The organism is Kurthia sp. YJT4 (assembly GCF_030219945.1).
Classification (GTDB): Bacteria; Bacillota; Bacilli; order Bacillales_A; family Planococcaceae; genus Kurthia; species Kurthia gibsonii.
The window spans coordinates 812,008-838,320 of sequence record NZ_CP126689.1 but is presented as its reverse complement, the minus strand read 5'-3'; the positions used below and the strand labels follow the sequence as shown (position 1 = coordinate 838,320).

General features: G+C 37.9%; 23 protein-coding genes and 1 pseudogene. All 24 read right to left on the bottom strand.

Annotated elements, in window-relative coordinates; all coding sequences use genetic code 11:
• Window positions 1-35 precede the first annotated feature (35 nt).
• The 24 genes and pseudogenes from pnp to rpsB all read right to left on the bottom strand — a co-directional run bounded on the left by pnp (window position 36) and on the right by rpsB (window position 26,221).
• Complete coding sequence (gene pnp / locus QN089_RS04010) at window positions 36-2,156, bottom strand: polyribonucleotide nucleotidyltransferase (protein WP_285216009.1); 2,121 nt, start codon at window positions 2,154-2,156, stop codon at window positions 36-38.
• 201 nt (window positions 2,157-2,357) lie between these two features.
• The gene (gene rpsO, locus QN089_RS04005; RefSeq protein ID WP_087680152.1) at window positions 2,358-2,627 is read right to left on the bottom strand and encodes a 30S ribosomal protein S15; all 270 of its coding nucleotides are present in this window, start codon (window positions 2,625-2,627) and stop codon (window positions 2,358-2,360) included.
• A gap of 171 nt (window positions 2,628-2,798) precedes the next feature.
• Window positions 2,799-3,749, bottom strand: a complete 951-nt coding sequence (ribF, locus tag QN089_RS04000) for a riboflavin biosynthesis protein RibF (RefSeq protein ID WP_068454737.1) — start codon at window positions 3,747-3,749, stop codon at window positions 2,799-2,801.
• Between the two features lie 11 nt (window positions 3,750-3,760).
• The gene (gene truB / locus QN089_RS03995) at window positions 3,761-4,672 is read right to left on the bottom strand and encodes a tRNA pseudouridine(55) synthase TruB (RefSeq protein ID WP_068454740.1); all 912 of its coding nucleotides are present in this window, start codon (window positions 4,670-4,672) and stop codon (window positions 3,761-3,763) included.
• Between the two features lie 68 nt (window positions 4,673-4,740).
• On the bottom strand, window positions 4,741-5,088 hold the full coding sequence (rbfA, locus tag QN089_RS03990; RefSeq protein ID WP_068454743.1) for a 30S ribosome-binding factor RbfA: 348 nt from the start codon (window positions 5,086-5,088) through the stop codon (window positions 4,741-4,743).
• 18 nt (window positions 5,089-5,106) lie between these two features.
• On the bottom strand, window positions 5,107-5,385 hold the full coding sequence (locus QN089_RS03985) for a DUF503 domain-containing protein (RefSeq protein ID WP_068454745.1): 279 nt from the start codon (window positions 5,383-5,385) through the stop codon (window positions 5,107-5,109).
• Window positions 5,385-7,358 carry a translation initiation factor IF-2 gene (gene infB, locus QN089_RS03980; protein WP_068454748.1) on the bottom strand — a complete coding sequence of 658 codons (1,974 nt, stop codon included), beginning with the start codon at window positions 7,356-7,358 and terminating at the stop codon, window positions 5,385-5,387. The genes QN089_RS03985 and infB overlap by 1 nt, the downstream gene beginning before the upstream one ends.
• Window positions 7,359-7,540: 182 nt before the next feature.
• On the bottom strand, window positions 7,541-7,861 hold the full coding sequence (locus QN089_RS03975) for a YlxQ family RNA-binding protein (RefSeq protein WP_068454751.1): 321 nt from the start codon (window positions 7,859-7,861) through the stop codon (window positions 7,541-7,543).
• A gap of 1 nt (window position 7,862) precedes the next feature.
• Window positions 7,863-8,135 (bottom strand): RNase P modulator RnpM, encoded by a 273-nt coding sequence (rnpM, locus tag QN089_RS03970; protein WP_068454754.1) that lies wholly within the window; start codon window positions 8,133-8,135, stop codon window positions 7,863-7,865.
• An 18-nt stretch (window positions 8,136-8,153) separates the two neighbouring features.
• The gene (nusA, locus tag QN089_RS03965; protein ID WP_285216008.1) at window positions 8,154-9,281 is read right to left on the bottom strand and encodes a transcription termination factor NusA; all 1,128 of its coding nucleotides are present in this window, start codon (window positions 9,279-9,281) and stop codon (window positions 8,154-8,156) included.
• Between the two features lie 18 nt (window positions 9,282-9,299).
• A complete protein-coding gene (gene rimP, locus QN089_RS03960) occupies window positions 9,300-9,782 on the bottom strand; it encodes a ribosome maturation factor RimP (RefSeq protein ID WP_068454760.1) in 483 nt (160 codons plus the stop codon).
• 137 nt (window positions 9,783-9,919) lie between these two features.
• Window positions 9,920-10,435 (bottom strand): annotated as a pseudogene (locus tag QN089_RS03955) (helix-hairpin-helix domain-containing protein); the annotation flags it as partial.
• A gap of 112 nt (window positions 10,436-10,547) precedes the next feature.
• Window positions 10,548-11,132 (bottom strand): HNH endonuclease, encoded by a 585-nt coding sequence (locus QN089_RS03950; protein ID WP_285216007.1) that lies wholly within the window; start codon window positions 11,130-11,132, stop codon window positions 10,548-10,550.
• Window positions 11,092-12,486 (bottom strand): group II intron reverse transcriptase/maturase, encoded by a 1,395-nt coding sequence (gene ltrA, locus QN089_RS03945; RefSeq protein ID WP_285216006.1) that lies wholly within the window; start codon window positions 12,484-12,486, stop codon window positions 11,092-11,094. The genes QN089_RS03950 and ltrA overlap by 41 nt, the downstream gene beginning before the upstream one ends.
• A gap of 712 nt (window positions 12,487-13,198) precedes the next feature.
• Complete coding sequence (locus tag QN089_RS03940; RefSeq protein ID WP_285216005.1) at window positions 13,199-17,065, bottom strand: PolC-type DNA polymerase III; 3,867 nt, start codon at window positions 17,063-17,065, stop codon at window positions 13,199-13,201.
• Window positions 17,066-17,180: 115 nt separating this feature from the next.
• Entirely contained in the window at window positions 17,181-18,890 is a 1,710-nt protein-coding gene (locus tag QN089_RS03935) for a proline--tRNA ligase (protein WP_068454766.1), read from the bottom strand.
• 42 nt (window positions 18,891-18,932) lie between these two features.
• Window positions 18,933-20,192 (bottom strand): RIP metalloprotease RseP, encoded by a 1,260-nt coding sequence (gene rseP / locus QN089_RS03930; protein WP_285216004.1) that lies wholly within the window; start codon window positions 20,190-20,192, stop codon window positions 18,933-18,935.
• 41 nt (window positions 20,193-20,233) lie between these two features.
• Window positions 20,234-21,379, bottom strand: coding sequence for a 1-deoxy-D-xylulose-5-phosphate reductoisomerase (gene dxr / locus QN089_RS03925; protein WP_285216003.1), 1,146 nt, complete (start codon window positions 21,377-21,379; stop codon window positions 20,234-20,236).
• 11 nt (window positions 21,380-21,390) lie between these two features.
• Window positions 21,391-22,185 carry a phosphatidate cytidylyltransferase gene (locus QN089_RS03920; protein ID WP_285216002.1) on the bottom strand — a complete coding sequence of 265 codons (795 nt, stop codon included), beginning with the start codon at window positions 22,183-22,185 and terminating at the stop codon, window positions 21,391-21,393.
• A 3-nt stretch (window positions 22,186-22,188) separates the two neighbouring features.
• Window positions 22,189-22,974, bottom strand: a complete 786-nt coding sequence (locus QN089_RS03915; RefSeq protein WP_068454778.1) for an undecaprenyl pyrophosphate synthase — start codon at window positions 22,972-22,974, stop codon at window positions 22,189-22,191.
• Between the two features lie 158 nt (window positions 22,975-23,132).
• Complete coding sequence (frr, locus tag QN089_RS03910) at window positions 23,133-23,690, bottom strand: ribosome recycling factor (protein ID WP_068454781.1); 558 nt, start codon at window positions 23,688-23,690, stop codon at window positions 23,133-23,135.
• Between the two features lie 18 nt (window positions 23,691-23,708).
• Window positions 23,709-24,422: a UMP kinase gene (gene pyrH / locus QN089_RS03905; RefSeq protein ID WP_068454784.1), complete on the bottom strand. Its 714-nt coding sequence runs from the start codon at window positions 24,420-24,422 to the stop codon at window positions 23,709-23,711.
• Window positions 24,423-24,517: 95 nt separating this feature from the next.
• Complete coding sequence (gene tsf, locus QN089_RS03900) at window positions 24,518-25,402, bottom strand: translation elongation factor Ts (protein WP_068454787.1); 885 nt, start codon at window positions 25,400-25,402, stop codon at window positions 24,518-24,520.
• 96 nt (window positions 25,403-25,498) lie between these two features.
• Window positions 25,499-26,221 (bottom strand): 30S ribosomal protein S2, encoded by a 723-nt coding sequence (gene rpsB, locus QN089_RS03895; protein WP_068454789.1) that lies wholly within the window; start codon window positions 26,219-26,221, stop codon window positions 25,499-25,501.
• Window positions 26,222-26,313 lie beyond the last annotated feature (92 nt).

The window sequence follows — 26,313 nt, the reverse complement described above, 5'->3', positions numbered from 1 at the left end:
TACCTCTTTCTGCATTCAACTCATTACATTAAAAATTAATCAGCTGCTTTTTCTTTTTCTTCTTGAACAACGACTTTACGAGAAAGGTTGACACGATTTTGACGGTCGATTTCGATACATTTTACAAATAGCTCGTCACCGATTTTTAATACGTCTTCAACATTTTTCGTGCGCTCATCTTGAATCTCAGAGATGTGTAATAAACCATCTTTACCTGGGAAGATTTCAAGGAAAGCACCGAATTTCTCGATACGTTTTACTTTACCTAAGTAGTACTCGCCTACTTTTGCTTCACGTACGATACTTTCGATCATATCTTGTGCACGTTGAATCATCTCTTCATCAACTGATGAGATAAAGATTGTACCATCTTGTTCCGTATCAATTTTTACGCCTGTTTCATCAATAATTTTATTGATTTGTTTACCACCAGGTCCAATAACATCACGGATTTTATCTGGTTTAATATGAATTGATTTAATTTTTGGTGCATATGCAGATAAGTGCTCACGTGGTTCAGCAATTGTTTGTAACATTGACTCAAGAATCACCATACGACCGTGTTTTGCTTGTGTTAATGCTTCTTCTAAAATTTTACGTGATAAACCGTCGATTTTAATATCCATTTGTAGTGCTGTTACACCTTTAGCTGTACCTGCTACTTTGAAGTCCATATCGCCTAAGTGGTCTTCCATACCTTGAATATCTGTTAAGATTGAGTAGTGTTCACCTTTTTTGATTAAGCCCATTGCAATACCTGCTACCGGTGCTTTTAAAGGTACACCTGCATCCATCATCGCAAGTGTTGAACCACAGATTGACGCTTGAGAAGTTGAACCATTTGATTCTAATACTTCAGATACACAACGGATTGTGTAAGGGAAGTCTGCTTCATCTGGAATAACTGCTAATAATGCACGTTCACCTAATGCACCGTGACCAATTTCACGACGACCTGGTCCACGCATTGGTCCTGTTTCACCAACAGAGAATTGTGGGAAGTTGTAGTGGTGCATGAAGCGCTTGTTTTCTTCTACACCTAAACCATCGATAATTTGTACATCACTTAATGAACCTAGTGTACAAATTGATAGTGCTTGTGTTTGACCACGTGTGAATAGACCCGAACCGTGTGTACGTGGTAATAAACCAACTTCAGATGATAGAGGACGAATTTCGTCTAATTTACGACCATCAGGACGTACCTTATCTTCTGTGATTAAACGACGTACTTCGTCTTTCACCATTTTATCTAAAATTTCATTTACTTGTTTTAATGTTGCATCACGATCTTCTGCGTCTGCTAATTTCTCTTCATATGCAGCTACTACAACTGATTTAACAGCTTCGATTGCTTCATCGCGTGCATGTTTTTCATGTGTTTGAATGGCTGCATTCATTTCTGTTTCGTGTGCAGCTTTAATTTCTTCATATAATTCTTCATTGATTGTTTGTAACTGTACTTCCATTTTTTCTTTACCACATTCAGCAGCAACTTGCTCTTGGAAGGCAATTACTTTTTTGATTTCTTCATGACCGAAAACAATCGCTTCTAACATTGTTTCTTCTGGTACTTCAAGTGCGCCAGCTTCAACCATGTTAATGGCATCTTTTGTACCTGCAACTGTTAAATCAATTGTTGAATTTTTTAATTGTTCCACTGTTGGGTTGACAATGAATTCACCATCGATCATACCGATTGTTACACCTGCGATTGGGCCATCAAATGGAATATCTGATACCATTAATGCAAGTGAAGAACCTAGCATTGCAGCCATTTCTGAACTACAATCTGGATCATTCGACATAACCATAGAGATTACTTGTACTTCATTACGGAAACCATCAGGGAATAGCGGACGGATTGGACGGTCGATTAAACGAGATGTTAAAACGGCTTTTTCTGAAGGACGACCTTCACGTTTAACGAATCCACCTGGAATTTTACCAGCAGCATACATTTTTTCTTCGTAGTTTACTGTTAATGGGAAGAAATCTGTTTGCTTTGGTTTTTTTGAAGCTGTTGCGTTACAAAGTACTGCTGTGTCACCGTAGCGTACCATAACTGCACCGTTTGCTTGTTTTGCTAATTGACCTACTTCTACAACTAATGGCTTACCTGCCCACTCATAGCTATATACCTTTTTTTCGTTCATTTATTGAACTCCTCTCTCAAAAACCGTATTGCCATTTATTTTATTTATGTAATCACTAGCTAGTTTATCAAAAATGTGTTTTCATTGCGAAACATTTCATACTTGATGAAGCAATTTTTCATATTTTGGGATTGGCGTGTGATTCTTTTTTTCTGTAACATAAAGAAAAAGCGGGACTAGCCCGCTTTTTCAAGTTGCATTTTATCGACGTAAGCCAAGTTTACCAATTAATTCACGGTAACGTTGAACATCGTTTTCACGAAGATATTTCAGTAAGTTACGACGACGACCTACCATTTTGAATAAACCGCGACGTGAATGGTGATCTTTTTTATGAGTACGTAAGTGCTCGTTTAAGTTGTTGATATCTTCAGTTAGTACAGCGATTTGTACTTCTGGAGATCCAGTATCACTTTCATGTGTACGGTATTCAGCGATGATTTCATTTTTACGTTCTTGTGTTAATGCCATCTTGAATACACCTCCCAAATTATAAAATATCCCCTGTTACTGAGTGATTCGTTGGAGAATCGAAATACCAAGTAAAGGTTCTGTGCTTTTATCAAGTCACTTATGAAATAGTAACATAAAGAAGGTCTCTACGCAACTAAAATCACAGTAAAATAAACGATTCTCTCTACCTTACTCCGCTTCTTTAAAGAAATCGATTGCGGCTTGTTTATCTTTTGTGAGTTGTGCAACAAGTGCTTCAATTCCATTGAATTTTTGCTCTGGACGTACCCAATCGTACCAATCAATCGCTACTGCTTCTCCGTAAATATTTTTATCAAAATCTACGATATGCACTTCGATTGTTAAGTTTTTCTCGTTTGGATTTTTAAATGTTGGTTTGTACCCAATATTACATACACCAACAAACCATTCTTGTTGTACACGCACCTTGACTACATAGACACCATTTGCTGGAATAAAACTACCTTCATCTGCTTGTACATTTGCCGTTGGGAATCCAATTGTGCGTCCACGTTTATCACCATGTACTACTACTCCCGGTGTACGATATGGTCTACCTAATAATGCGTGAACCTCTTTTAGATTACCTTCTTTTAATAATGTACGAATACGAGTAGAGCTGATTTTCTCATCATCTTTTATTTGTTTTTCAACTACTTGCACGGTAATGTCCTCACCACATAGCGCGGGCATATCCGTCATCGTTCCACTACCTTTTCGTCCAAATGTATAATCAAAACCTGCTGTGACATGTTGTACACCTAAGTCTTTAATAAATAGTTGGACGAATTCCTCTGGTGATAATTGTGCAAAGTCAGATGTAAACCGAACGACGAATAACGTATCAACACCCGATTCTTCTAAAATCGCGATTTTTTGTTGTAGTGGTGTAATGTAAAATACTTTTTCTTTACTTTGACCAAGAACAATTGAAGGGTGAGGGTCAAATGTCATAACTGCTAATTTTGTCCCCGTTTCTTCCGCTTTTTCTTTCGCTTTATTAATCACCGCTTGATGCCCTCTATGTACGCCATCAAAAAATCCTAGCGCAAGTGAGTAAGGACCTGTTAATTGTTCTGAAGTAATTTGGTTTGGATATGATAATTGTACAACTTGCATGTCGTAACCTCCTAGTTTACTTTAGGAAACATCTTTTCGGGTTTCATTAATCCTGTTTTAGTTGGATGTACTACATAAATAGCTACAGCCTGATTATTTTCCACGTACACTATCTTATCAGATTCTTTTAGAGAAGGGTGTACTGGAAGCACTTGTCCATTCGAAATTTCTTTTCGATTTGCATCTGTAATCGCAATTTGTGGGTATTCTGTTAATGCGGTTTCAAGCGGGCGAATCACTTCATTCAATGTTCCTTGTTCTTTCATCTCTTGTAATTCACCAAGTGTTTTACATTCATCCTGTGTATAACTCCCTGACATCGTACGTACAAGTTGTTTCATATGAGCTGGGTAGCCAAGGATCTCACCGATTTGAACTGAAAGCGTACGAATGTAAGTTCCTTTTCCACAAGCAATTCGAATAGAAAATGCTACTTCTTCACCTTCATATACTTCTTGCGGCTCAAGTAATGTTAATTCTTTGATTTCGACAAGTCGTGTCGGACGTTCCACTGTTTGACCAGCACGTGCATACTCATATAGTTTACGACCATTTACTTTAACAGCAGAGTACATTGGCGGTGTTTGTTCAATTGTACCTGTTAGTGAGTGCAAAGCTTGTTCAATTGCTTCACGTGTAATCACTTTATGCGTGTGATCTTGTGCAACGACTTCACCTTCTGCATCTTCTGTCGTTGTTGCAGTTCCAATCGATACAACCGCTTCATATACTTTTCCTGCGTCTGTAATATATTCTGCTAAACGTGTTGCATTGCCTACACAAATCGGTAGCACACCTTCTACTGCTGGATCAAGTGTACCTGTATGCCCTACTTTTTTCGTGCCTAAAATTTTTCTTAATTTAAATACACAGTCATGAGATGTCATGCCTGCTTCTTTCCATAATGGTAAAATCCCGTGCATTTATATACCTCCATTTACATAAAAAAGAGAGGCTGATCCAATAAAGGACAGCCTCTTTTTTACGATTGTTATCTATCAGATTCGTGCAGTTTGCGTAACAAATCGTCAATATGATTACCGTACTCAATTGAGGCATCAAATTCGAAAAATAGTTCAGGAGCAATGCGTAAACGGATACGCTTGCTAATTTCAGAGCGAATAAAGCCTTTTGCTTTTTCGAGCCCTTTTAATGTTTCCTGTTTTTCTCGTTCTGTACCTAAACTAGTAATATAAATTGTCGCTTGTTGTAAATCGCCTGTTACTTCTACATCTGTAACTGTAACAAATCCTACACGAGGGTCTTTTAGCTTACGACCAATAATATCGCCAAGCTCTTTTTTAATTTGCTCAGCTACTCGATTTGAACGTAATGACATAATCGATTCACCTCAGTTTCATAAATATTCTCGATATAAATCAAGAAGTTCCCACTCAGGATTCGACTCTAAATGTGCAATGGCGTGATCCATTTCCCGATCAGCAGCTTGCTTATTCGAGGAAACGGTCACGATTGCTAAGCGTGTTCTTTGCCAAACATTTTGATGATCAATCTCTGAGATAGCTATATTATAACGCTGTTTGGTCCGGACTTTCATCTTTTCTAACACAGCTCTTTTTTCTTTTAATGAATGTGCGGCTGGAATCATAAATTCACACTCCACATAAACAATCATTAGCGTTTAATTTCTTCCATTACGTATGCTTCAATTACATCGCCCACTTTAATATCGTTAAAGTTTGCAATTGTGAAACCACATTCGTAACCTTTTGCTACTTCTTTTGCATCGTCTTTGAATCGTTTTAATGAAGATAATTCACCTTCGAAAATAACGATACCTTCACGAATAACACGTACACCTGCGTCACGTACTAACTTACCGTCTGTAACGTAACCACCTGCAATTGTACCCACTTTTGATACTTTGAATGTTTCACGTACTTCTGCATTACCCACAACTTTTTCTTCGTATTCTGGGTCAAGCATCCCTTTCATCGCCGCTTCAATCTCTTCGATTACTTTGTAGATGATACGGTGTTGGCGAATATCAACGCCTTCTTGTTCTGCTGCACGTTTTGCATTTGTATCTGGACGTACGTTGAAACCAATTACGATTGCATTTGATGCTGCTGCTAATGAAATATCAGACTCTGTAATCGCACCTGCGCCTGTGTGAATAATTTTCACGTTAACGCCTTCTACTTCAATTTTCATTAATGAAGCAGCCATCGCTTCTACTGTACCTTGTACGTCAGCTTTTACGATTAAGTTTAATTCTTTCATATCGCCTTGCTTCATTTGTTCGAATAGGTTATCTAATGTTACACGTTGACCTTCGCCACGTTGTTCTTGGATTGCTGTCATTTCACGTGCTTCTGCTACTTGACGTGCAGATTTCTCGTCATCGAATACAACGAAACGATCGCCAGCTTGTGGCACATCACTTAAACCTGTGATTTCAACTGGTGTTGATGGACCTGCTTCTTTTACACGACGACCATGGTCATTAATCATCGCACGTACACGACCGTGAGCATGACCTACAACGATTGGGTCACCTACTTTTAATGTACCATTCTGTACTAAAAGTGTTGCAACTGAACCGCGACCTTTATCAAGTTGTGCTTCAATTACAGTACCCATTGCATTACGTTTTGGATTCGCTTTTAATTCGCCTACTTCTGAAACTAATAAAATCATTTCAAGAAGTTGATCAATTCCTTCACCTTTTAGTGCAGAAATTGGTACGAAGATTGTTTCGCCACCCCAAGATTCTGCTACTAAACCATGTTCCATTAATTCTTGCATAACACGATCTGGGTTCGCTGAAGGTTTATCCATTTTGTTTACTGCAACGATAATTGGAACCTCTGCAGCTTTCGCATGGTTGATTGCTTCAACTGTTTGTGGCATAACACCATCATCAGCTGCTACAACTAGAATTGTTAAATCAGTAACTTTCGCACCACGTGCACGCATTGTTGTGAATGCAGCATGTCCTGGTGTATCAAGGAATGTGATTTTTTTGCCTTCTACTTCTACTTGGTAAGCACCGATATGTTGTGTGATACCACCTGCTTCACCTGCAGTTACTTTTGTGTTACGAATTGAGTCTAGTAATGTTGTTTTACCGTGGTCAACGTGACCCATAATTGTTACAACTGGAGGACGCTCTACTGCTTCAGCATCTTCTACTACTTCTTCATCTTCGAAATATGTTTCTAAATCAGTACGGTCAATACGAATTTCTTCTTCTACTTCTACACCGTAGTCTGTAGCGATTAATTCGATTGTATCTTTATCTAATTCTTGGTTAATTGTTGCCATTACACCAAGTAAGAATAATTTTTTAACGATTTCTGAAGGCTCGCGACCTAGCTCTTTCGCTAACTCTCCTACAGTTAATGATTCATAAAACGTGATTTTTTCTGGTAATGCTTTTGGTGCTACAGGTTGTGGAGCTGGACGGTTTTTACGACGTTGACCTCCGTTAATTCCTGGACGACGACGTTGTTGTGGACGACCACCTGCTTGTCCTCCGCGGTTTTGTCCGCCACGATTTTGTTGTCCGCCACGACCTGCGTTATTGCCGCCTGAAGACGGGCGTGAAGTATTTGTTTTATTATTATTAGATGAGTTATTTGTCATAGTACATCCTTATTCATATGAAATTTTTGAGTGTTCGCTATTAATTTCTTACATCGTCATCGAACTAATAGCAGGACGAGTTCCTGGCTGTCCCTTGGCGCTCATTGATGACTTGGTGAAATAAGGACTTTCACACTTGGATCTTATTTGACAGCTTCTGTCTTGATTCCTCATGTACTGCATTATTGTGATTCAAGTTGTTGGAATAACTCCGACAGTTTTTTCGCAAAACCGCGGTCCATAATTGCTAAGGATACACGTGTTTCTCGACCTGTCGCATGACCTAGTACTTCACGTGTACTAAATTCATGCAATTCAACTTGAAATGAGTTACATTTATCGCGCAACTTTTTTTGCGTATTCTTTGAAGCATCTGTGGATAAAATCACAAGTTTAGCCGATTGTCCTCGAACTTCCTTCACCACTTGTTCTTCGCCTGATACTACTTGTCTTGCTCTCGCTGCAATTCCTAGTAAATTTAAAATGGCTTGTTCAGTTGTCATGTTATTTACCCTTTCGAATAACTGCTAGCAAATCATCATAGATATGTTCTGGAATTTCAACTTCTAATTGATTTTTCAAAACATTCTTCTTCTTTGCTGCTTCTACTGCAGCTTCTGATTTCGATACGTAAGCACCGCGACCAGACTTTTTACCAGTCTCGTCTACGGATACTTCGCCTTCTTTTGAACGTACAACACGTACCATGTCCTTTTTCGGTAACATGTCACCTGTTGCACAACATTTTCTTAATGGTACTTTTCGATTGACTGGCATCTTCTAAACACCTTTCAATTAATCTTCGTCGTGATATAAATCGATTTCTACATCTTCTTCTACAGATGACTCTTCTTTTACAACGATTGTTGCATTCGCTGGGTCATATAGGCCTTGCTCTGTTGCGTCTGTTTCAGATTTAATATCGATTTTCCAACCTGTTAATTTCGCTGCTAAACGTGCATTTTGACCGCGTTTACCAATTGCTAATGATAGTTGGTAATCTGGTACGACAACTAATGTTGATTTTTCTTCTTCATTTACTTGAACATCTAATACTTTTGATGGGCTAAGTGCGTTCGCTACGAATTCAACTGGATCTTCTGACCATTCTACAATGTCAATTTTCTCACCGTTTAATTCATTTACAATCGTTTGGACACGTGCACCTTTTGTACCAACACATGCACCAACTGGATCTACTTCATCGTTATGCGCGATAACAGAGATTTTTGAACGATCTCCTGCTTCACGTGCAATTGTTTTGATTTCAACTGTACCTTCAAAAATTTCTGGTACTTCTAATTCAAATAGACGGCGTAATAAACCTGGGTGTGTTCTTGAAACGAATACTTGAGGTCCTTTAGAAGAACGTTCTACTTTTGTAATGTACACTTTAATACGATCATGTGGCTCATATGATTCACCTGGAATTTGCTCGTTCGGTAATAATACCGCTTCGATTTTGCCAATTCCTACATAGATATTACGTGCATCAAGACGTTCTACAACACCGTTGATAATATCGTCTGCACGATCTACATACTCTTCATAAATTAAGCCACGTTCTGCTTCGCGGAAACGTTGTGTCATAATTTGTTTTGCTGTTGTTGCTGCAATACGTCCGAAGTCGCGTGGCACTTCCTCTGTTTCAACAATGTCACCAATCTCATACGCTGGGTTGATTTGGCGTGCATCTTCTAAAGACATTTCTAATAAATCATCTTCTGACTTTTCAACAACTTCTCTGCGTGAATACAGATGCATTGTTCCTTTATCAAGATTTAAGTCAACACGTACATTCGCTTCGTCATAGTTCTTCTTATATGCTGTAATTAATGCCGCTTCAATTGCATCTACGATAATTTCACGTGAGATTCCTTTTTCTTCAAGCGCTTTAAGAGCACCTACTAGTTCCTTGCCCATTTTTGTTTCACTCCTAGATTATTGTTCTTTAGAAAAATCAATTGCTAAGCGAGCTGTCGCAATTTTCTCTTTCGGAATTAATGCTTTTACTTTTCTTGTTTTGATTAACATGTCTAATGCGGCACCTTCATCTGTATAAGATGTTAAGTAACCTTCAAATACTTTTTTGCCATCAATTGCTTCGTATGTCTTGATGTGAACGTATTGGCCAATTGCTTGAATGTAATCAGCTTCCTTTTTTAAAGGGCGTTCTGCTCCTGGAGAAGATACTTCAAGGTAATAATTTTGTGAAATCGGATCTTTTTCATCTAACTTTTCGCTTAAACGCTCACTCACTTGTGCGCATTGATCGATATCAATATTGCCTTCAGGAGTATCAACATATACACGTAAAAACCAATCGCGCCCCTCTTTTACAAACTCAACCTCTACTAGCTCCAATGTAAGCTCCTCAACGATTGGCTTTACAAGTTCTTCGATTTCCGTAGTAATTTTGCTCATACAATCCTCCTGACTTTAGAGTTACTGATAAATACAAACAGAAAAGAGTGAGGAATCCCCACTCTTTTGCCGTCTGTTCTATCAACAAAGTAATTGTTTTTATTTTAGCATCAATTCACGATTTATGCAAGTAAACCCTAGAATAGCGATAATTGATTAGCATCTGGCATACCTTCTAAACAACCTAATTTATCCATATACTCAATCAATGTTTTCGATACGCGACCACGAATTTGTAAATCTTCTTTTGATAAAAATTCACCATCTTGTCTTGCGCGTACAATCGCTTCAGCTACGTTATTTCCCAAGCCTGGAATCGCATTGAATGGTGGAATTAAAGAATCCCCATCAATGACGAATTCTGTTGCTTTTGAGCGATATAAATCCACTTTTTGAATTGTTAAACCACGTTCTGTCATTTCTAAAGCAAGTTCTAAAACTGTTTGTAAAGAGCGCTCTTTAACCGATGCCTCTAATCCCTTGCTCTCAATTTCTTCAATACGTGCTTTGATTGTTTCAGAGCCATTCACCATCGCAAGTAAATCAAAATCAGAGGCACGAACTGTAAAGTACGCACAGTAGTAAACGATTGGGAAATGAACTTTGAAATAAGCAATACGCACCGCCATTAAGACATAGGCAGCCGCATGGGATAGTGATAGGTAAGTCCATCCTCGACCTTACTCGTTAGGACTTCATTTTCCCCCACTTCACACCGTACGTGAACCTTTCGATTCATACGGCGTTCCATCAAACGTTTATAAACTAATTCATCGCTATTTTATTTCTGAAGTTAAGAATTTTCTTTACTGAAGTTGTAGTATAACCTTTAGCAAATAATAAAGTTTCAGTTAATGAGGAATTATGCATGTCATTGTGACAAATATCATGTAATGAAGCTAAGTTGTTTACCCGATTAACAAGTTCAGTTGTTAAATTCGGATTAACATGATGTGTCTCAATTTCATGTGGAGCAATTTCTTTTCCACATATTCTACATTTCCCTTTATCTCGATTAAAAGCATATGCCCTATTTAGATAAAACTCAAAGTTATACAACCGTTTTTTCTTTTTCTTACTAGCCAATAATCTTCGTGTTGCCATGGCATCTGCACCGAATATAAAATCCATACGAAACTGTTTTGGTCTTTTTCTTAATCGTGTTAAATGACGTTTCCTACCTTCTTTAGTAAATGGTGTTTCCATTTGATTAAACAAAGTAGGTTGTTGAAACTTAATAAACGCTAAGTCTGTTATACCAATTACATGCTCTTTATATTTCAGTGCTGGTAAAGCTGTGGTATAGTTGCTATGCAGTTCTAATAAGTTTGTACAAAGGTTGGTTGGCACTTATCCAGTCAACCTTTTTGTTTTTCCCTTTAGCACTTTTTGCACCAAGCCTTCGCCTAATCGCTCTATAAGCCGCCCATCTCACTCGTTGATTATACTTTTTCATAGACTCAGAACCCCAAGTTGTCACTTGATAATAGTTTATAAGCCCCCGTATTTTTGAGTTGATGATGTTTACATCTGAAATAAGTGTTTCGGTATCTTTACATTTTTTCAGCATCTTAATGTCTTTTAGCAATTCGATCATTTTCTTATCGAATTTATCTTCAATCGGCTTTGTTCTAGAAATATAGCCTTTTTGTGCTTTTCCTCGGACTTGTCTATATTTATAACCTAAAAACTCAATAGCTTTTGAACGAACATTTGTAATTTTCGTCTTTGTTGTGGAAAGTGTAAGTTTCAGGGTTCCCCGCAAATACTTTTCGTATTTATATACAAGTTTTTCAGCATTCTCTTTACTGTTCGTTACAACTACCCAATCATCCGCATAACGAATGAGGTAACATGGAATTGGTTTAATTCTAGGTTTCCCAGACAATCCCCGCAGTATCAAACTTCGCTGTCCTGAACTGTATTTTTTTCTCAACTTTTTTCGTTCATACTCTCTTGTAACAAAGTTATCAAAAGGAGTTAAATATACATTTGCTAATAGTGGTGAAATAATACCACCCTGTGGAGTTCCTAAATCATTTTTTATAATCTCATCCATCACGCCTGATCGAAGCATTGCTTTTATCATCATTAAAATGCGTCTATCTTGAATGCCAAACGACCAAAGTATTTTAATCAATTTCGTATGATTGACTGTATCGAAAAATTTTGAAATATCGCCTTCAATAACCCAATGATAACCTGTTTTCTGTACGACATCTGTTACTCGACTGAGTGCATGTTCTGTACTTCTCCATTGTCTAAAACCATAAGAATGCTCGAAAAATTGAGCTTCACATATTGGTTCTAATACACTTCGAATGCACTCCTGAACTACTCTATCAGTGATAGTTGGAATTCCAAGTGGTCTTGTTTCTCCATTATCTTTTAGGATGTGTACTCTTCTAACCATATTCGGTGTATATTGCTGAAACTGATTTTTAACTTCCTTTAAGACTTTTTTAAAGTCTTTATTTAGAATATCAGTACGCATCGTTTTTTCATCTACACCAGCAGTATTGCTACCTTTATTGCTCTTCAGTTTATGAATTGCAGTTAGAATCACAACGTCACATTGTGCTACTTCAAGCATACCTTTAAAAATTGGTTGTTTATTTTGAGATAGAGCTACTTTCGTTTCTTCATATAACCTATCTTTTAATTGTTGAAATTCTTCTTCTGATTTCGGTATGCTAAGTTTCAATGGTAGTCACCTCTACAATAAAATCGTATTAGTTACACTTACCAAGTAATTTATTCTCAACGGAGTTTCTTAGCATTAGCGATTGTTTATAAATCCTTCGTTTGACTATGCCCCTTCGCTCCACATCCATTACAAATGCTTCAACACTACTACGGGCTGCTGCCAGCTACTTTAAGAAAGTCATTTCCTACTTTCAAGACTTCATTTGGCTCCTCCATCAGTCTAGTAGCCTTCACACGTTCCGTATAAAACTATCCCTTCATTATGGTTGCCTTAGGTACTCTCTCTGACCCGTCACCTAGTACAGCAAAAGCAGGTTACTTGCTGTGCCGAATATCCTTCGAATGGATAAACGCAGTCACACCCCCAAAAGATAGGATGACCACAGATGAACTACTGCAAGCAGTAGTCTCCACTTCTCAGTGAAGCTGTCCTTACGAGCCTTTCCAAGCGAGAGTTCGTCTCCTTACCATAGCAACTTTTATAGGACCCCCACCTCTACTGACATCTACTTGTCATGCTTTCGAGATGAACTTTAGCGAGCTCTCTGACTTTTCCTTTGTGAGAAATTCCAAGCCAGTCGCAGTGTTTAGGGTGTTTCACTACTCCCTGTAAGTAGTGGAAAGGGATTTCACCTTCCGAATCGTTTTATACAGTTCTCTATAAGAAAACTGTTTTAGTTTAATGTCTTCGTTTTCTTAACGGGGCAGTTTTATCCAACATTTCTGTTAGGGTTGTACTGCCAACGTGTCGCACCTTTCGGGAACATGTACTTAATTTTCTTACATGATTCGATATACCATTTCGGTACATTTTCAGCCATCATCGCTTCTTCCATATCTTCCGTTAACCCTTTACCTTTACGCACATGCTCCATAATTTTAAAGGCTAATGAAGGTTCTAACCCTTGATAGATTAAATAAACCATAATATCGTCACGACAACCGATTACTTCAGATAATACACACGTTCCATTTTCAATCAGCTCACTTGCATTACCAAGCCATACATCTGTTCCATGTGAAAGTCCTGAAATTTGAACTAACTCTGAGAAAGTAGATGGTTTCGTTTCTTCTAACATGCCACGTACAAACTTCGTACCAAACTCAGGAATACCATACGTTCCTGTTTTTGCTTTAATTTGTTCAGGTGTTACACCAAGAGGTTCGGGTCCTTGGAAGATTGCCATTACTTCTGGGTCATCTGTTGGAATGGTTTTCGGGTCAATTCCTGTTAAATCAAGTAACATACGAATAACAGTCGGATCATCGTGTCCAAGTATATCGAGTTTTAAAATATTATCATGAATGGAATGGAAGTCGAAGTGTGTTGTTCGCCATTCTGAACCTTGATCATCTGCTGGATATTGAATCGGTGTAAAATCGAAAATATCCATATAGTTCGGTACAACAATGATACCACCTGGATGCTGTCCTGTTGTTCGTTTCACGCCTGTACAACCTTGAACGAGGCGGTCTACTTCTGCTCCTCTAAAGTTAATATTATGGTCTGTTCCATATCCTTTTACATAACCATATGCTGTCTTTTCAGCTACTGTACCAATTGTTCCAGCACGGAATGCATAGTCTTCGCCGAACAATACTTTTGTATAGTTATGCGCCTGTGGTTGATACTCACCTGAGAAGTTCAAATCAATATCGGGTACCTTGTCTCCCTTGAACCCTAAGAAGGTTTCAAACGGAATATCTTGTCCATCTTTACTGTATGGAACATGACAATTTGGACAATCTTTATTCGGTAAGTCGTAGCCCGAACCTACAGAACCATCATCGAAGAACTCTGATTTTTTACAGTTTGGACAGACATAGTGTGGTGGCAATGGATTTACTTCTGTAATCTCCATAAAGGTCGCAACGAGTGACGAACCTACAGAACCACGCGAACCTACTAAATAACCATCAGACAATGATTTTTTTACAAGCTTATGTGAAATTAAATAGATGACAGAGAAACCATGACCGATAATCGACTTCAATTCTTTATCAATCCGTTTTTCGACAATTTCAGGTAATTCCTCACCATAAATATGATGCGCCATCTCATATGTCATACGACGTACTTCGTCTTCAGCACCATCAATTTTTGGTGTATATAAATCATCTTTTAACGGAATAACTTCATCCATTTGTTCAGCTAGCGCACGTGAATTCTCTACAACAATTCGTTTTGCCTCATCATCGCCTAAAAAAGCAAATTCATCGAGCATTTCATTCGTTGTTCTAAAATGTACGTCTGGTAGTGTATTACGATTTAATGGATTCGCACCACCCTGTGAACGAATCAGAATCTGTCTAAAAATCGCATCTTCTTTGTGTAAATAATGTACGTTCCCTGTCGCAATAACAGGCTTATCTAACTTTTTACCAACTTTAATAATTTTGCGAATAATATCTTGCATGTTCCACTCATCTTTAATTAACTCTGACTCAATAAGTGGTGCATACACTGCTGGTGGATGTACTTCTAAATAATCATAGAACTTCGCAATTTCGATTGCTTCATCTAATGATTTTTGCATGACTGCTGTAAAGAATTCACCTTTACTACATCCTGATCCTACAACTAAGCCCTCACGATAACGCTGTAGTGTTGAACGCTTAATACGTGGCATACGGTAGAATGTCTCTGTGTAAGATTCACTCAACATTTTGAACATATTTTTTAGACCATCATTTGTTTTTGCAAGTACTGTACAATGCGTTGGTCGTGCACGTTTGTAAGCATCGCCACCACCGATATATTTATTAAAGTCATCGTGATATGCAATTCCTTTTGCAGTTGCTTCCTTCATTAAATGAAGTAGTAAGTAACCTGTCGCTTCCGTATCATAAATCGCACGGTGATGCTGTGTTAATTCGATATTGAATTTTTTACATAATGTATTTAAACGGTGGTTCTTCATCGTTGGATGTAAAAAACGTGCCAATTCTAATGTATCAATTACAGGATGATGGAAATCATCAATATTCGCTTGTTTGTATGCTTCGTATAAGAAACCAATATCAAATGATGCGTTATGTGCAACAACAATGCCATCACCAATAAAGTCATGGAATTTCGCAATCATATCGACGACTTCCGGTGCATCCTGTACCATATCATCTGTGATACCTGTCAATTCAATCGTTGTAGAAGATAATTTATGATGTGGATTTGCAAAACTCTCAAACTTGTCCACTACTTCACCATTCACAATCTTAACAGCTGCTAATTCGATGATTGTATCGTAGGCTGCAGATAGACCTGTTGTCTCAACGTCAAAGACGACATATGTCGCATCTTCTAAAGCGATATGTTGTTCATCATAAGCGATTGGTACACCATCATCTACCAGATTAATTTCGACACCATAAATCACTTTTACGCCATGCTTTTTCCCTGCATTATGTGCATCGGGGAATGACTGTGCTACGTTGTGATCGGTAATTGCAATGGCTGGGTGCCCCCATTTTGCAGCTGCTGCAATTAAATCAGCTGTTGGTGTAACGGCATCCATCGTACTCATCGGTGTATGTAGATGCAGTTCAACACGCTTTTCATCTTCAGGTGCTGTATCTTGTCGAATAACCGGTTTTGTTTCAACGATATCTTGTGCCATCACAATTAAATCACGTACAAATGTATCATTTTGTACAGAACCTCGTACCTTCACCCACATCCCTTTTTTCGCCATCTGCATAATAGCAGCATCTTCTTTATCACGCGAAAACATCTTCACAAGAATCGAATCTGTGTAGTCTGAAACTTTTAATGTCAGTAATGAACGACCACTACGCAGCTCTTTCACCTCTGCATCGAATACAAATCCTTCGATAATGACGCGACGTTCTTCATCTTGAATTTGATGGATTTCCATAAAGTTCTCATCATTCTTAATTGGAATACCTAGTTGGAATGGTTGATTTGATACATCAATACCATCTGGATTTTGTTGACGTTCCTTCTCACGTTTTTGTAAGTCTTCCACTGCTTTTTTCGAAATTTCTTCTTCTTCAATACGACGCTGTTCTAAGAATTTTTGCTGTGCTTCCGCCATTTCCTGTGTAACATCTTTCACTTGGAAATCAAAGTGTAATGATGGGAATCCATATTGCTGATAAGTTTCGCTTAATTTTTCTGCATATTTATTACGTAGTGTTGCTTGTTCAAAGTCTTGGTTACAATATAGAACCAGCTTCTGTCCCATCATTTCAGGCACTTGCTTCGATAAAATTTCACGTAATGGGGGCGATAATTCATCTTGGTCTTGTACGACGCGCGTCCAATAAGAACGAATAAGCTCCTCATCTATTTCAGGTTGTGCAACTGTAATGGCTAATTGTGTTGTTGCAATACTTTTAAAAGCATTCATCACATGTTGCTCAAAACGCGCAAAATAGCTATATGGTAAAATACGAGGTAGTTTCAAAGCAAATAACCATACACGTTTTGATTTTTGAACCGTTAAGCGCTGTAATTCACCGCCTTCTACATAGTGAAGATCTTGGTCTTCAGTTAAACCAATTTGTTGTAACAAAATATGAAACTGTTGACGTGCTTCTGCTGCTTCTTGTGACATATAAATCTCCTTTCGTTTAAAAGTCGAAAAGGCTGCCCTGAAAAGTCATCTATACACATGACTTTTAGAGACAACCTTCCTCCTTCATTCGTTTATAACGTATTTTTCAATCGACTTATAGTGTTTGAAAAATGTTGTTGATTCGATCCACAACTTCTTCTTTTGCACATTCGAATGTTTCGCCGCTATGACGAATTTTCACTTCTACAATACCTTCAGAAGCTTTTTTACCTACTGTAATACGAACAGGTAAACCAATTAAATCTGCATCTGTAAATTTAACGCCCGCACGTTCTGCACGTTCATCAAATAATACATCATAACGATATGATTTTAATAATTTGTACAGTTCTTCACCTAGTTCTAATTGTGCTTCATCTTTTGGATTAACCGAGATTAAATGCACATCATAAGGCGCAATTTGTTTTGGCCATACAAACCCGTATGAATCTTGGCATTGTTCTGCTACTGCAGATAGAATACGTGATACACCAATACCGTAACAACCCATAATGAATGGTTGCGCACGACCGTTTTCATCTAAAAATGTTGCTTTCATTGAATCAGAGTATTTTGTGCCTAATTTGAAGACATGTCCTACTTCGATTCCTTCTGCAAACTTAATTGTACCTTCACCATCTGGAGATGGGTCCCCAACTTGGATGAAACGGATATCCTCATAGCGATCAATCGCAAAGTCACGACCTGGATTTACATTGATATAATGCATACCATCTTCGTTCGCTCCAGCTACACCGTTACGAATCGACTTAATCGCATGGTCTGCAACGACTTTCACACCGATTGGTAATTTAATTGGACCTAGGCTACCAATATGGCTACCAAGTAATTCATGAATTTCAGCATCTTCTGCTAGTTCAACAGAAGTTGCACCTAATGCATTTTTTAATTTAATGTCATTTACTTCGTGGTCGCCACGACATAAAACAACAACTAATTCTTCGTCTACTTTAAATACTAATGTTTTAATAATATTTTCAGATACGATATCTAAGAAAGCTGATACTTCTTCGATTGTTTTTTGGTCTGGTGTTGCTACTTTTTCTAATTCTTTCATGTCTTCATCTGAATGGCTATATTCTACTTTTACTTCAGCCATTTCAATATTTGCTGCATAATCTGAAGAATCTGAGTAAGCAATTGTATCTTCACCGATTTCAGAAAGTACCATGAACTCATGTGTACCTGCTGTACCACCAATTGAACCAGAGTCAGCAATTACTGCACGGAAGTTCAAACCAAGACGGTTAAAGATATTTGTATAAGCTTGCACCATATCGTTATATGTTTCATCTAAACTGTCATATGATGCGTGGAATGAATAAGCATCTTTCATGATAAATTCGCGTCCACGTAACAAACCAAAGCGAGGGCGTTTTTCATCACGGAATTTTGTTTGAATTTGATATAGCGTTAATGGTAATTTTTTGTACGATTTCAACTCGTCACGAACAAGTGATGTAACAACTTCTTCATGTGTTGGTCCTAATGCAAATTGACGGTTGTGACGGTCTGTTAAACGCATTAGTTCTGGACCATATGCTTCCCAACGACCTGACTCTTCCCATAGCTCTGCTGATTGTAAAGCAGGCATTAAAATTTCATTTGAACCAATAGCATCCATTTCTTCACGTACAATGTTTTCAATCTTAGAAAGCACTTTACGAGCTAACGGTAAATAAGAGTATACTCCACTTGTATTTTGACGGATAAATCCTGCGCGTAATAACAACTGATGCGATTTTACTTCAGCATCTGCTGGTGTTTCGCGTAAAGTTGGAATAAATGTTTTTGATTGTTTCATTCGTTAACCTCACCTTTTGGCTATTCTATTTTCTCTCTTTAATTAAAAGAAGAATTTTTGTATATCGTTCCATGTCACAGCAATCATTAATACCATCAACAATGCAAAACCGACAAAATGAACCATACCTTCTTTTTGTTTATCAATTGGCTTCCCTCGAACTGCTTCATATCCAAAGAATAATAAGCGTCCGCCATCTAATGCTGGTAGCGGTAATAAATTCATAATACCTAAGTTAATACTTAATACGGCTGCCCAGTTCATTAATGTCATAAAGCCATACTTTGCAACTTCTTCTGTTGCTTTATAAATTCCAACCGGTCCTGATAAAGCATCCAGCGTAAAGTGACCTGTCACTAACAGACCTAGAAGTTCAGCAATCTTCACTATCCAATTATACGTCTGTTCAAATCCATAAGGAATAGCTTTTAGCGGATTTTTTTCATACGTGTTCGCATATTGAATACCGATTTGCCCTACTTTTTCTTTATTTACTTCAGCTGCTTTTGGCGTTACTTCAATCGGTACGATTTTGCCATCTCGCTTTACTTCTAAATCGATTGGTTTATTCGCACTGCTTTGAATCACTTCTGATAGTTGCTCCCATTTTGAAATGGACTTACCATCTACAGAGACGACTAAATCATCCTTTTGCATGCCTGCTTGCTGTGCAGGGCTGTCTTTTACAACATTTGCGATAATTGGTTCATTCGTTGGAATACCTTGAACAAGACCAATAATCATAAAGAAGACAATCGCTAAAATAAAGTTGAATAAAGGACCTGCAAAAATCGTCATTGCACGCTTTCCTAATGACTTCGCATTAAATGTACGGTCATAAGGCGCAATAATCGTCTGTTGACCATTTTCTTCAATGATAGCATCGCGCGCTACATTATAACGTACTAAATTCTCATCTTCATCATAGCCTTCTACCCATAATCCTTTTAAAAGATCTGCTTTTTCAACTTCTAAAAAGAGCATATCGGGCAGTTGTTTATTCTGATTTAACACAATACGTGACATTTCGTCTTGATCATTTAATAAAAAACCAATGCGGTAACCTGGTTGTAACTCGGTCGTATCCATATCCTCTCCAGCCATTCGTACATATCCACCCATCGGCAGTAGACGAATCGTGTAGAGTGTTTCTCCCTTTGTAATCCCAATAATTTTTGGTCCAAAGCCAATCGCAAATTCACGTACTAAAATACCTGAACGTTTTGCGAAAATAAAATGGCCTAATTCGTGGAAGAATACGATGGAACCGAACACTAAAATAAACGCAATTGCTGCTTGCATGTTCTCCCACCTTCTTCGAGTTAAAAAGTTGTATTACATTTTTATTTTATCATGCTTCGAACAGATTTTCTTGTTTCTTGGTCTACATGTAAAATTGTTTCTAAATCAGGATTTAAGATGTTTTCATGCGATTGCATCATACGTTCAATCACATCTTCAATCTCCAAGAATTTAATTTTTTCATGTAAAAAGGCATCTACTGCCGCTTCATTTGCAGCATTCATTACCGTTAAGATTGTGCCGCCCATACGACCTGCTTCATAAGCAAACCCTAAACAACGGAAACGCTCAAAGTCTACATTTTCAAAATGAAGTTGACCTATTTTCGCTAAATCTAGACGTTGTGCGTTAGGTCGTGGTAAGCGCTCTGGGTAACTTAGTGCATATTGAATTGGTGTACGCATATCCGGTGTACCAAGTTGTGCCATAACCGATGTATCATGATATTCAACCATTGAATGGATAATGCTCTCACGGTGAATTAAAACATCGATATCATCATAAGACATATCGTATAATACAGCCGCTTCAATTACTTCAAGACCCTTATTCATTAATGTAGCTGAATCAATGGTAATTTTCGCACCCATCGACCAGTTGGGATGGTTTAGCGCTTCTTTTACAGTTACATCTTTTAATTGCTCACGTGTTTGGTCGCGGAAGCTACCACCAGAAGCTGTTAAAATCAGTTTCGAAATCGATTTGGGATCTTCTCCAACCATCGCTTGCCATAGCGCCGAATGTTCACTATCAACAGGCAAGATTGGCGCACCATATTTCTTCGCCTCTGCCATGACAAGATGTCCTGCTGTTACAAGTGTTTCTTTATTCGCAATCGCAATCGCTTTTTTTTGACGAATTGCGGCTAGCGTAGGCTCTAAACCTACTGAACCTAAAACGGAGTTCAGTAAATACGTTGAGTCTGCATATGTAGCTACGTCAATTAAACCTTGATTGCCGAATGTGAAATCTGTTTTTGGAAACTCTTTTTGTAATGCGCGTGCATCTTCTTCTTGTAACACAGAGACTAATTTCGGTTGAAACTCTCGAATAATCTCTTTTGTTTTTTCAATATTTCGTCCAACTGATAACGCTGAAATTTGAAATGATTCTGGATGTTCTTTTACGATATCAAGTGTTTGTCGACCGATCGATCCTGTCGCACCTAATAAACTAATTGATTTCATGTTTCATTCCCCTATCCAACAAAATGAATGAAGTGTAACAATGGTAGAACAAAAATTAAACTATCAAAACGATCTAAAATACCACCATGTCCCGGTAAAATATTCCCCGAATCCTTCACACCATATTGTCTTTTAATTGCTGACTCTACTAAATCACCAAGCTGTCCAATCATCGATGCTACAACAGCAACAAGTAGTAATAAACCATAATTCACATCTAATTGTGCAAAGTATTGGAAAATCACTGTCGCAATCACTGCAATGACAATACCACCAACAAAACCTTCAATTGTCTTTTTCGGTGAAATTTCAGGCCATAATTTATGTTTTCCTAGTTTACGTCCAACAAAGTAGGCGCCTGAATCTGTAGACCATACAATAACTAAGGCAAATACGATATAAGCAATGCCTTCTGTTCTTGTTGAAATAAAGTAATGAAAACCGACACCAACATAAAATACACTTGCTACAATGAATGCTACTGCATCAAATGTTACTTTATTTTTCACTACAACTGTATAAATTAATAGTAAAAGTACGAAAATTGACAGATATTCTAACTGTGAAAAGGAAGTTGCATCCTCTACTTTAATCGCCCATTCACGAGGCATTAATACAACACACATTGCTAAAAAACCGAGTAAACCCGGAACTGAGAACAGGGAAAGTCCCTTCATTCTTAGCATTTCAAAAAGCCCTACCGCTGCCATTGCATAAACCAAAATCGTAAATGGTAAATGACCATATACGACAAATGGAATAAACAAAGCGGCAGCGATTACGGCTGTGATAATACGCTGTTTCACTTTTTATTCTCCTTTCAACCCACCATAACGACGATTACGCTTTTGGAAATCTTCAATTGCATCTAATAATTTTTCGTCTGTAAACTCTGGCCAATGTACGTCTGTAAACCAAAATTCAGTATACGCCAGCTGCCATAATAAAAAGTTGCTTAGACGAATTTCGCCACTTGTTCGAATTAATAAATCTGGCTCTGGTAGCTTAGATGTCATTAAATAATCCGAAATGACTTCTTCTGTAATTTCTTCTGGTTGCAAATCGCCCTGTTTGACAAGTTGCGCTAGACGTTGCATCGCTAAAACAATTTCACGTCTGCTTCCATAATTGAATGCAAAATTCAGTATCATACCTGTATTGTTTTTTGTTTCTTTCATTGCATGTTGAATCGCGCGACTTGTGTATTCTGGTACACCATCCATCTCGCCAATCATCTCAACACGAATATTCAAATCCATGAGTTCAGGAATAAAAGAATTTAAAAACTCTTCCGGTAAACGCATAAGAAATTCTACTTCCTTAGATGGTCGTTTCCAATTTTCCGTTGAGAAAGCATACAAAGTAATCGCACCAACACCCATACGATTCGCTGCGCGCGTAATACGTCGAATATTTTGCATGCCTTCACGATGCCCTAAAAATCTCGGCAGCGCACGTTTATTTGCCCAGCGACCATTTCCATCCATAATAATTGCAATATGATTCGGTACATCTTGTTGGCTTAAACTCGCCACTCGTTCATCGATTGACTGAATTGCTTTTTCTGATTTCTTCCATCCAAGTTTATCTAACATTTAGAATCCTCCACTAGCTTACAAATCGGAACGTATACTGAACTTATCATAACAAAAATACGAATATATTTCCTCTTTTAAAAAGTATTTTCCAATTGATTTAAAAAAGACGTCCCTTTGTCAATAGGACGTCTTATAAACCCACAAAGTTCTAATGATTATACTTCAAGAATTTCTTTTTCTTTTTCAGCAGTTAATTCATCGATTTTTGCGATGTGCTGATCTGTTAATTTTTGAACATCTTCACCGTATCCACGTAAGTCGTCTTCTGTAATTTCGCCTGCTTTTTCAAGTTTTTTGAACTCATCATTTGCATCACGACGAATATTACGAACTGCAACTTTCGCTTCTTCTGCTTCTTTGCTTACTTGTTTTACTAATTCCTTACGACGTTCTTCTGTTAATGCTGGAATTGTTAATCGAATTACATTACCGTCATTTGTTGGTGTAATACCGATATCTGAACGCATAATTTCTTTTTCAATCTCACCTAAGATTGTTTTATCGTATGGTGTAATAACTAATAGACGCGCTTCTGGCACTGTAATACTTGCCATTTGAGTTAAAGGTGTTGGTGCACCATAGTACTCAACATTAATACGATCAAGTAAAGATGCATTTGCACGACCAGCACGAATACTTGCTAGATTACGTGAAAAAGCAGCGATTGATTTTGACATTTTTTCTGAAGCTAAATCGACAACTGTTTTAGACATTTGAATTCCTCCTAATAATTATTTACTTACAACTGTACCGATTGGTTCACCTAATACAGCACGCTTAATGTTTCCATCTTCCATCAATGAGAATACAACTAATGAGATATTATTATCCATGCATAGAGTAGATGCTGTAGAATCCATTACTTGTAGACCTTGTTGGATAACTTCTAAGTATGTTAGTTGATCATATTTCACAGCAGTTGTATCTAATTTTGGATCTGCTGAATATACGCCATCTACATTATTTTTAGCCATTAAAATGACATCTGCTTCAATTTCAGCAGCACGTAATGCAGCTGTTGTATCTGTTGAGAAATATGGATTCCCAGTACCTGCAGCAAAAATGACAACGCGTTTTTTCTCTAAATGACGAACTGCTTTTCTACGAATATACGGCTCTGCAACTTGTGTCATCACAATCGATGATTGAACGCGCGTTTCGACTCCTAGGTTCTCTAATGAATCTTGAAGTGCTAGTGCATTCATTACGGTTGCTAACATACCCATATAATCGGCATTTGCTCGTTCCATGCCCATTTCGGCACCAATTTTACCTCTCCAAATGTTTCCGCCACCTACTACTAGGGCAACTTCCACATCTAGATCTACTACTTCTTTAATTTGTTGGGCAACCGATTTAACGATTTGTGGCGATAGGCCAAAACCTTGATCTCCTGCTAAAGCTTCCCCACTTAATTTAATGACAACGCGTTTATATTGCGGCATTTTCTGGACCTCCATCATACTTTTTTATTGAAAAATAGGGAACACGAAGTTTAGCTTGTGCTCCCTAGAAATGACATATTGTATGTTTATTGAAATTAGTTACCTTTAACTTGGCTCATTACTTCTTCAGCAAAGTTATCTTCACGTTTTTCAATACCTTCGCCTACTTCGAAGCGAACCATAGAAGTTAATTTACCACCAGCAGTTGTTAAGAAAGTACCAACAGTTACATCTGGGTTTTTAACGAATGGTTGGTCAAGAACACAAATTTCTTTGAAGTACTTGTTAAGACGACCTTCAACCATTTTCGCAACGATGTTTTCTGGTTTACCTTCGTTAAGTGCTTGTTCAGTTAATACTTTACGCTCATGTTCTACTTCTTCAGCAGAGATTTGGTCATGAGAGATGTATTTAGGGTTTAAAGCAGCGATGTGCATTGCAACGTCTTTCGCTACTTCTGCATCAGTAGTACCTTCAACAAGTGCTAATACACCGATACGTCCGCCCATGTGTAGGTAAGCGCCGAAAGCGTCAGCGTCTGTTTTAGTTTCGATTACAAAACGACGTAAGCTGATTTTTTCACCGATTGTAGCGATTGCAGAAGAAATGTGATCAGATACTTTTGCACCGTTAGACATTGTAGATTCTAAAGCAGCTTCTACGTCAGCAGGTTGTACTTCTAGTAAGTGGTCAGCTAATTCTTTTACTAAAACTTGGAAACCTTCGTTTTTAGCAACGAAATCAGTTTCAGCATTTACTTCTAATAATACAGCTGTGTTACCTTTTTCTGCGATGAAAGTAGTACCTTCAGCAGCAACACGGTCAGCTTTTTTGCCTGCAGCAGCAAGACCTTTTTCACGAAGGAAGTCTACAGCAGCGTCGATGTCACCATCAGTTTGAACTAATGCTTTTTTACAATCCATCATACCAGCACCAGTTTTTTCACGTAATTCTTTTACTAATTGAGCAGTAATTGCCATGATATTTTTCCTCCTAATATCTATCCTATTATATTCTCAAAAAAAGGTGATAAGAGGGTTTAGCCGCTTATCACCTATTTCAAACTTGCCTAGAAATTACTCAGCAGCTTCTTCAGCTTCAACTTGAGCTTCATCTTCACCTTGTTTAGACTCCATTAAAGCGTCAGCCATTTTAGAAGTGATTAATTTTACAGCGCGGATTGCGTCATCGTTTGAAGGAATAACGTAATCGATTTCGTCTGGATCACAGTTAGTATCAACCATTGCCACAAGTGGAATGTTTAATTTGTGAGCTTCAGCTACAGCGATGCGTTCTTTACGTGGGTCAACCACGAACATTACATCTGGAATAGCTTTCATATCACGGATACCGCCTAAGAATTTCACAAGACGTTCGTGTTGTTTTTTAAGTTGAACAACTTCTTTTTTAGGAAGTACAGCGAAAGTACCGTCTTCTTCCATTTGCTCGATTTGTTTCATACGAGCAACACGTTTTTGGATTGTACCGAAGTTAGTTAAAGTACCACCTAACCAGCGTTGGTTGATGTAGTAGTTACCTGAACGTTCAGCTTCATCTTTAATTGCTTCTTGAGCTTGTTTTTTAGTACCAACGAAAAGAACTTTACCACCGTCTGCACCAACTTGACGCATGAAGTCGTAAGCTTCTTCTAATTTTTTAACTGTTTTTTGTAAATCGATGATGTAGATACCGTTACGCTCCACAAAGATGAATTTTTTCATTTTTGGGTTCCAACGGCGAGTTTGGTGACCGAAATGTACACCAGCTTCTAGTAATTGTTTCATTGAAATTACTGACATTTGTATTGCCTCCTAAAGGTTTTGTATTTGATTTCCTCCGCATTCATCCACTGCATGAGAACTCCTTCATTGAAAGAGCACCACTCATTGCA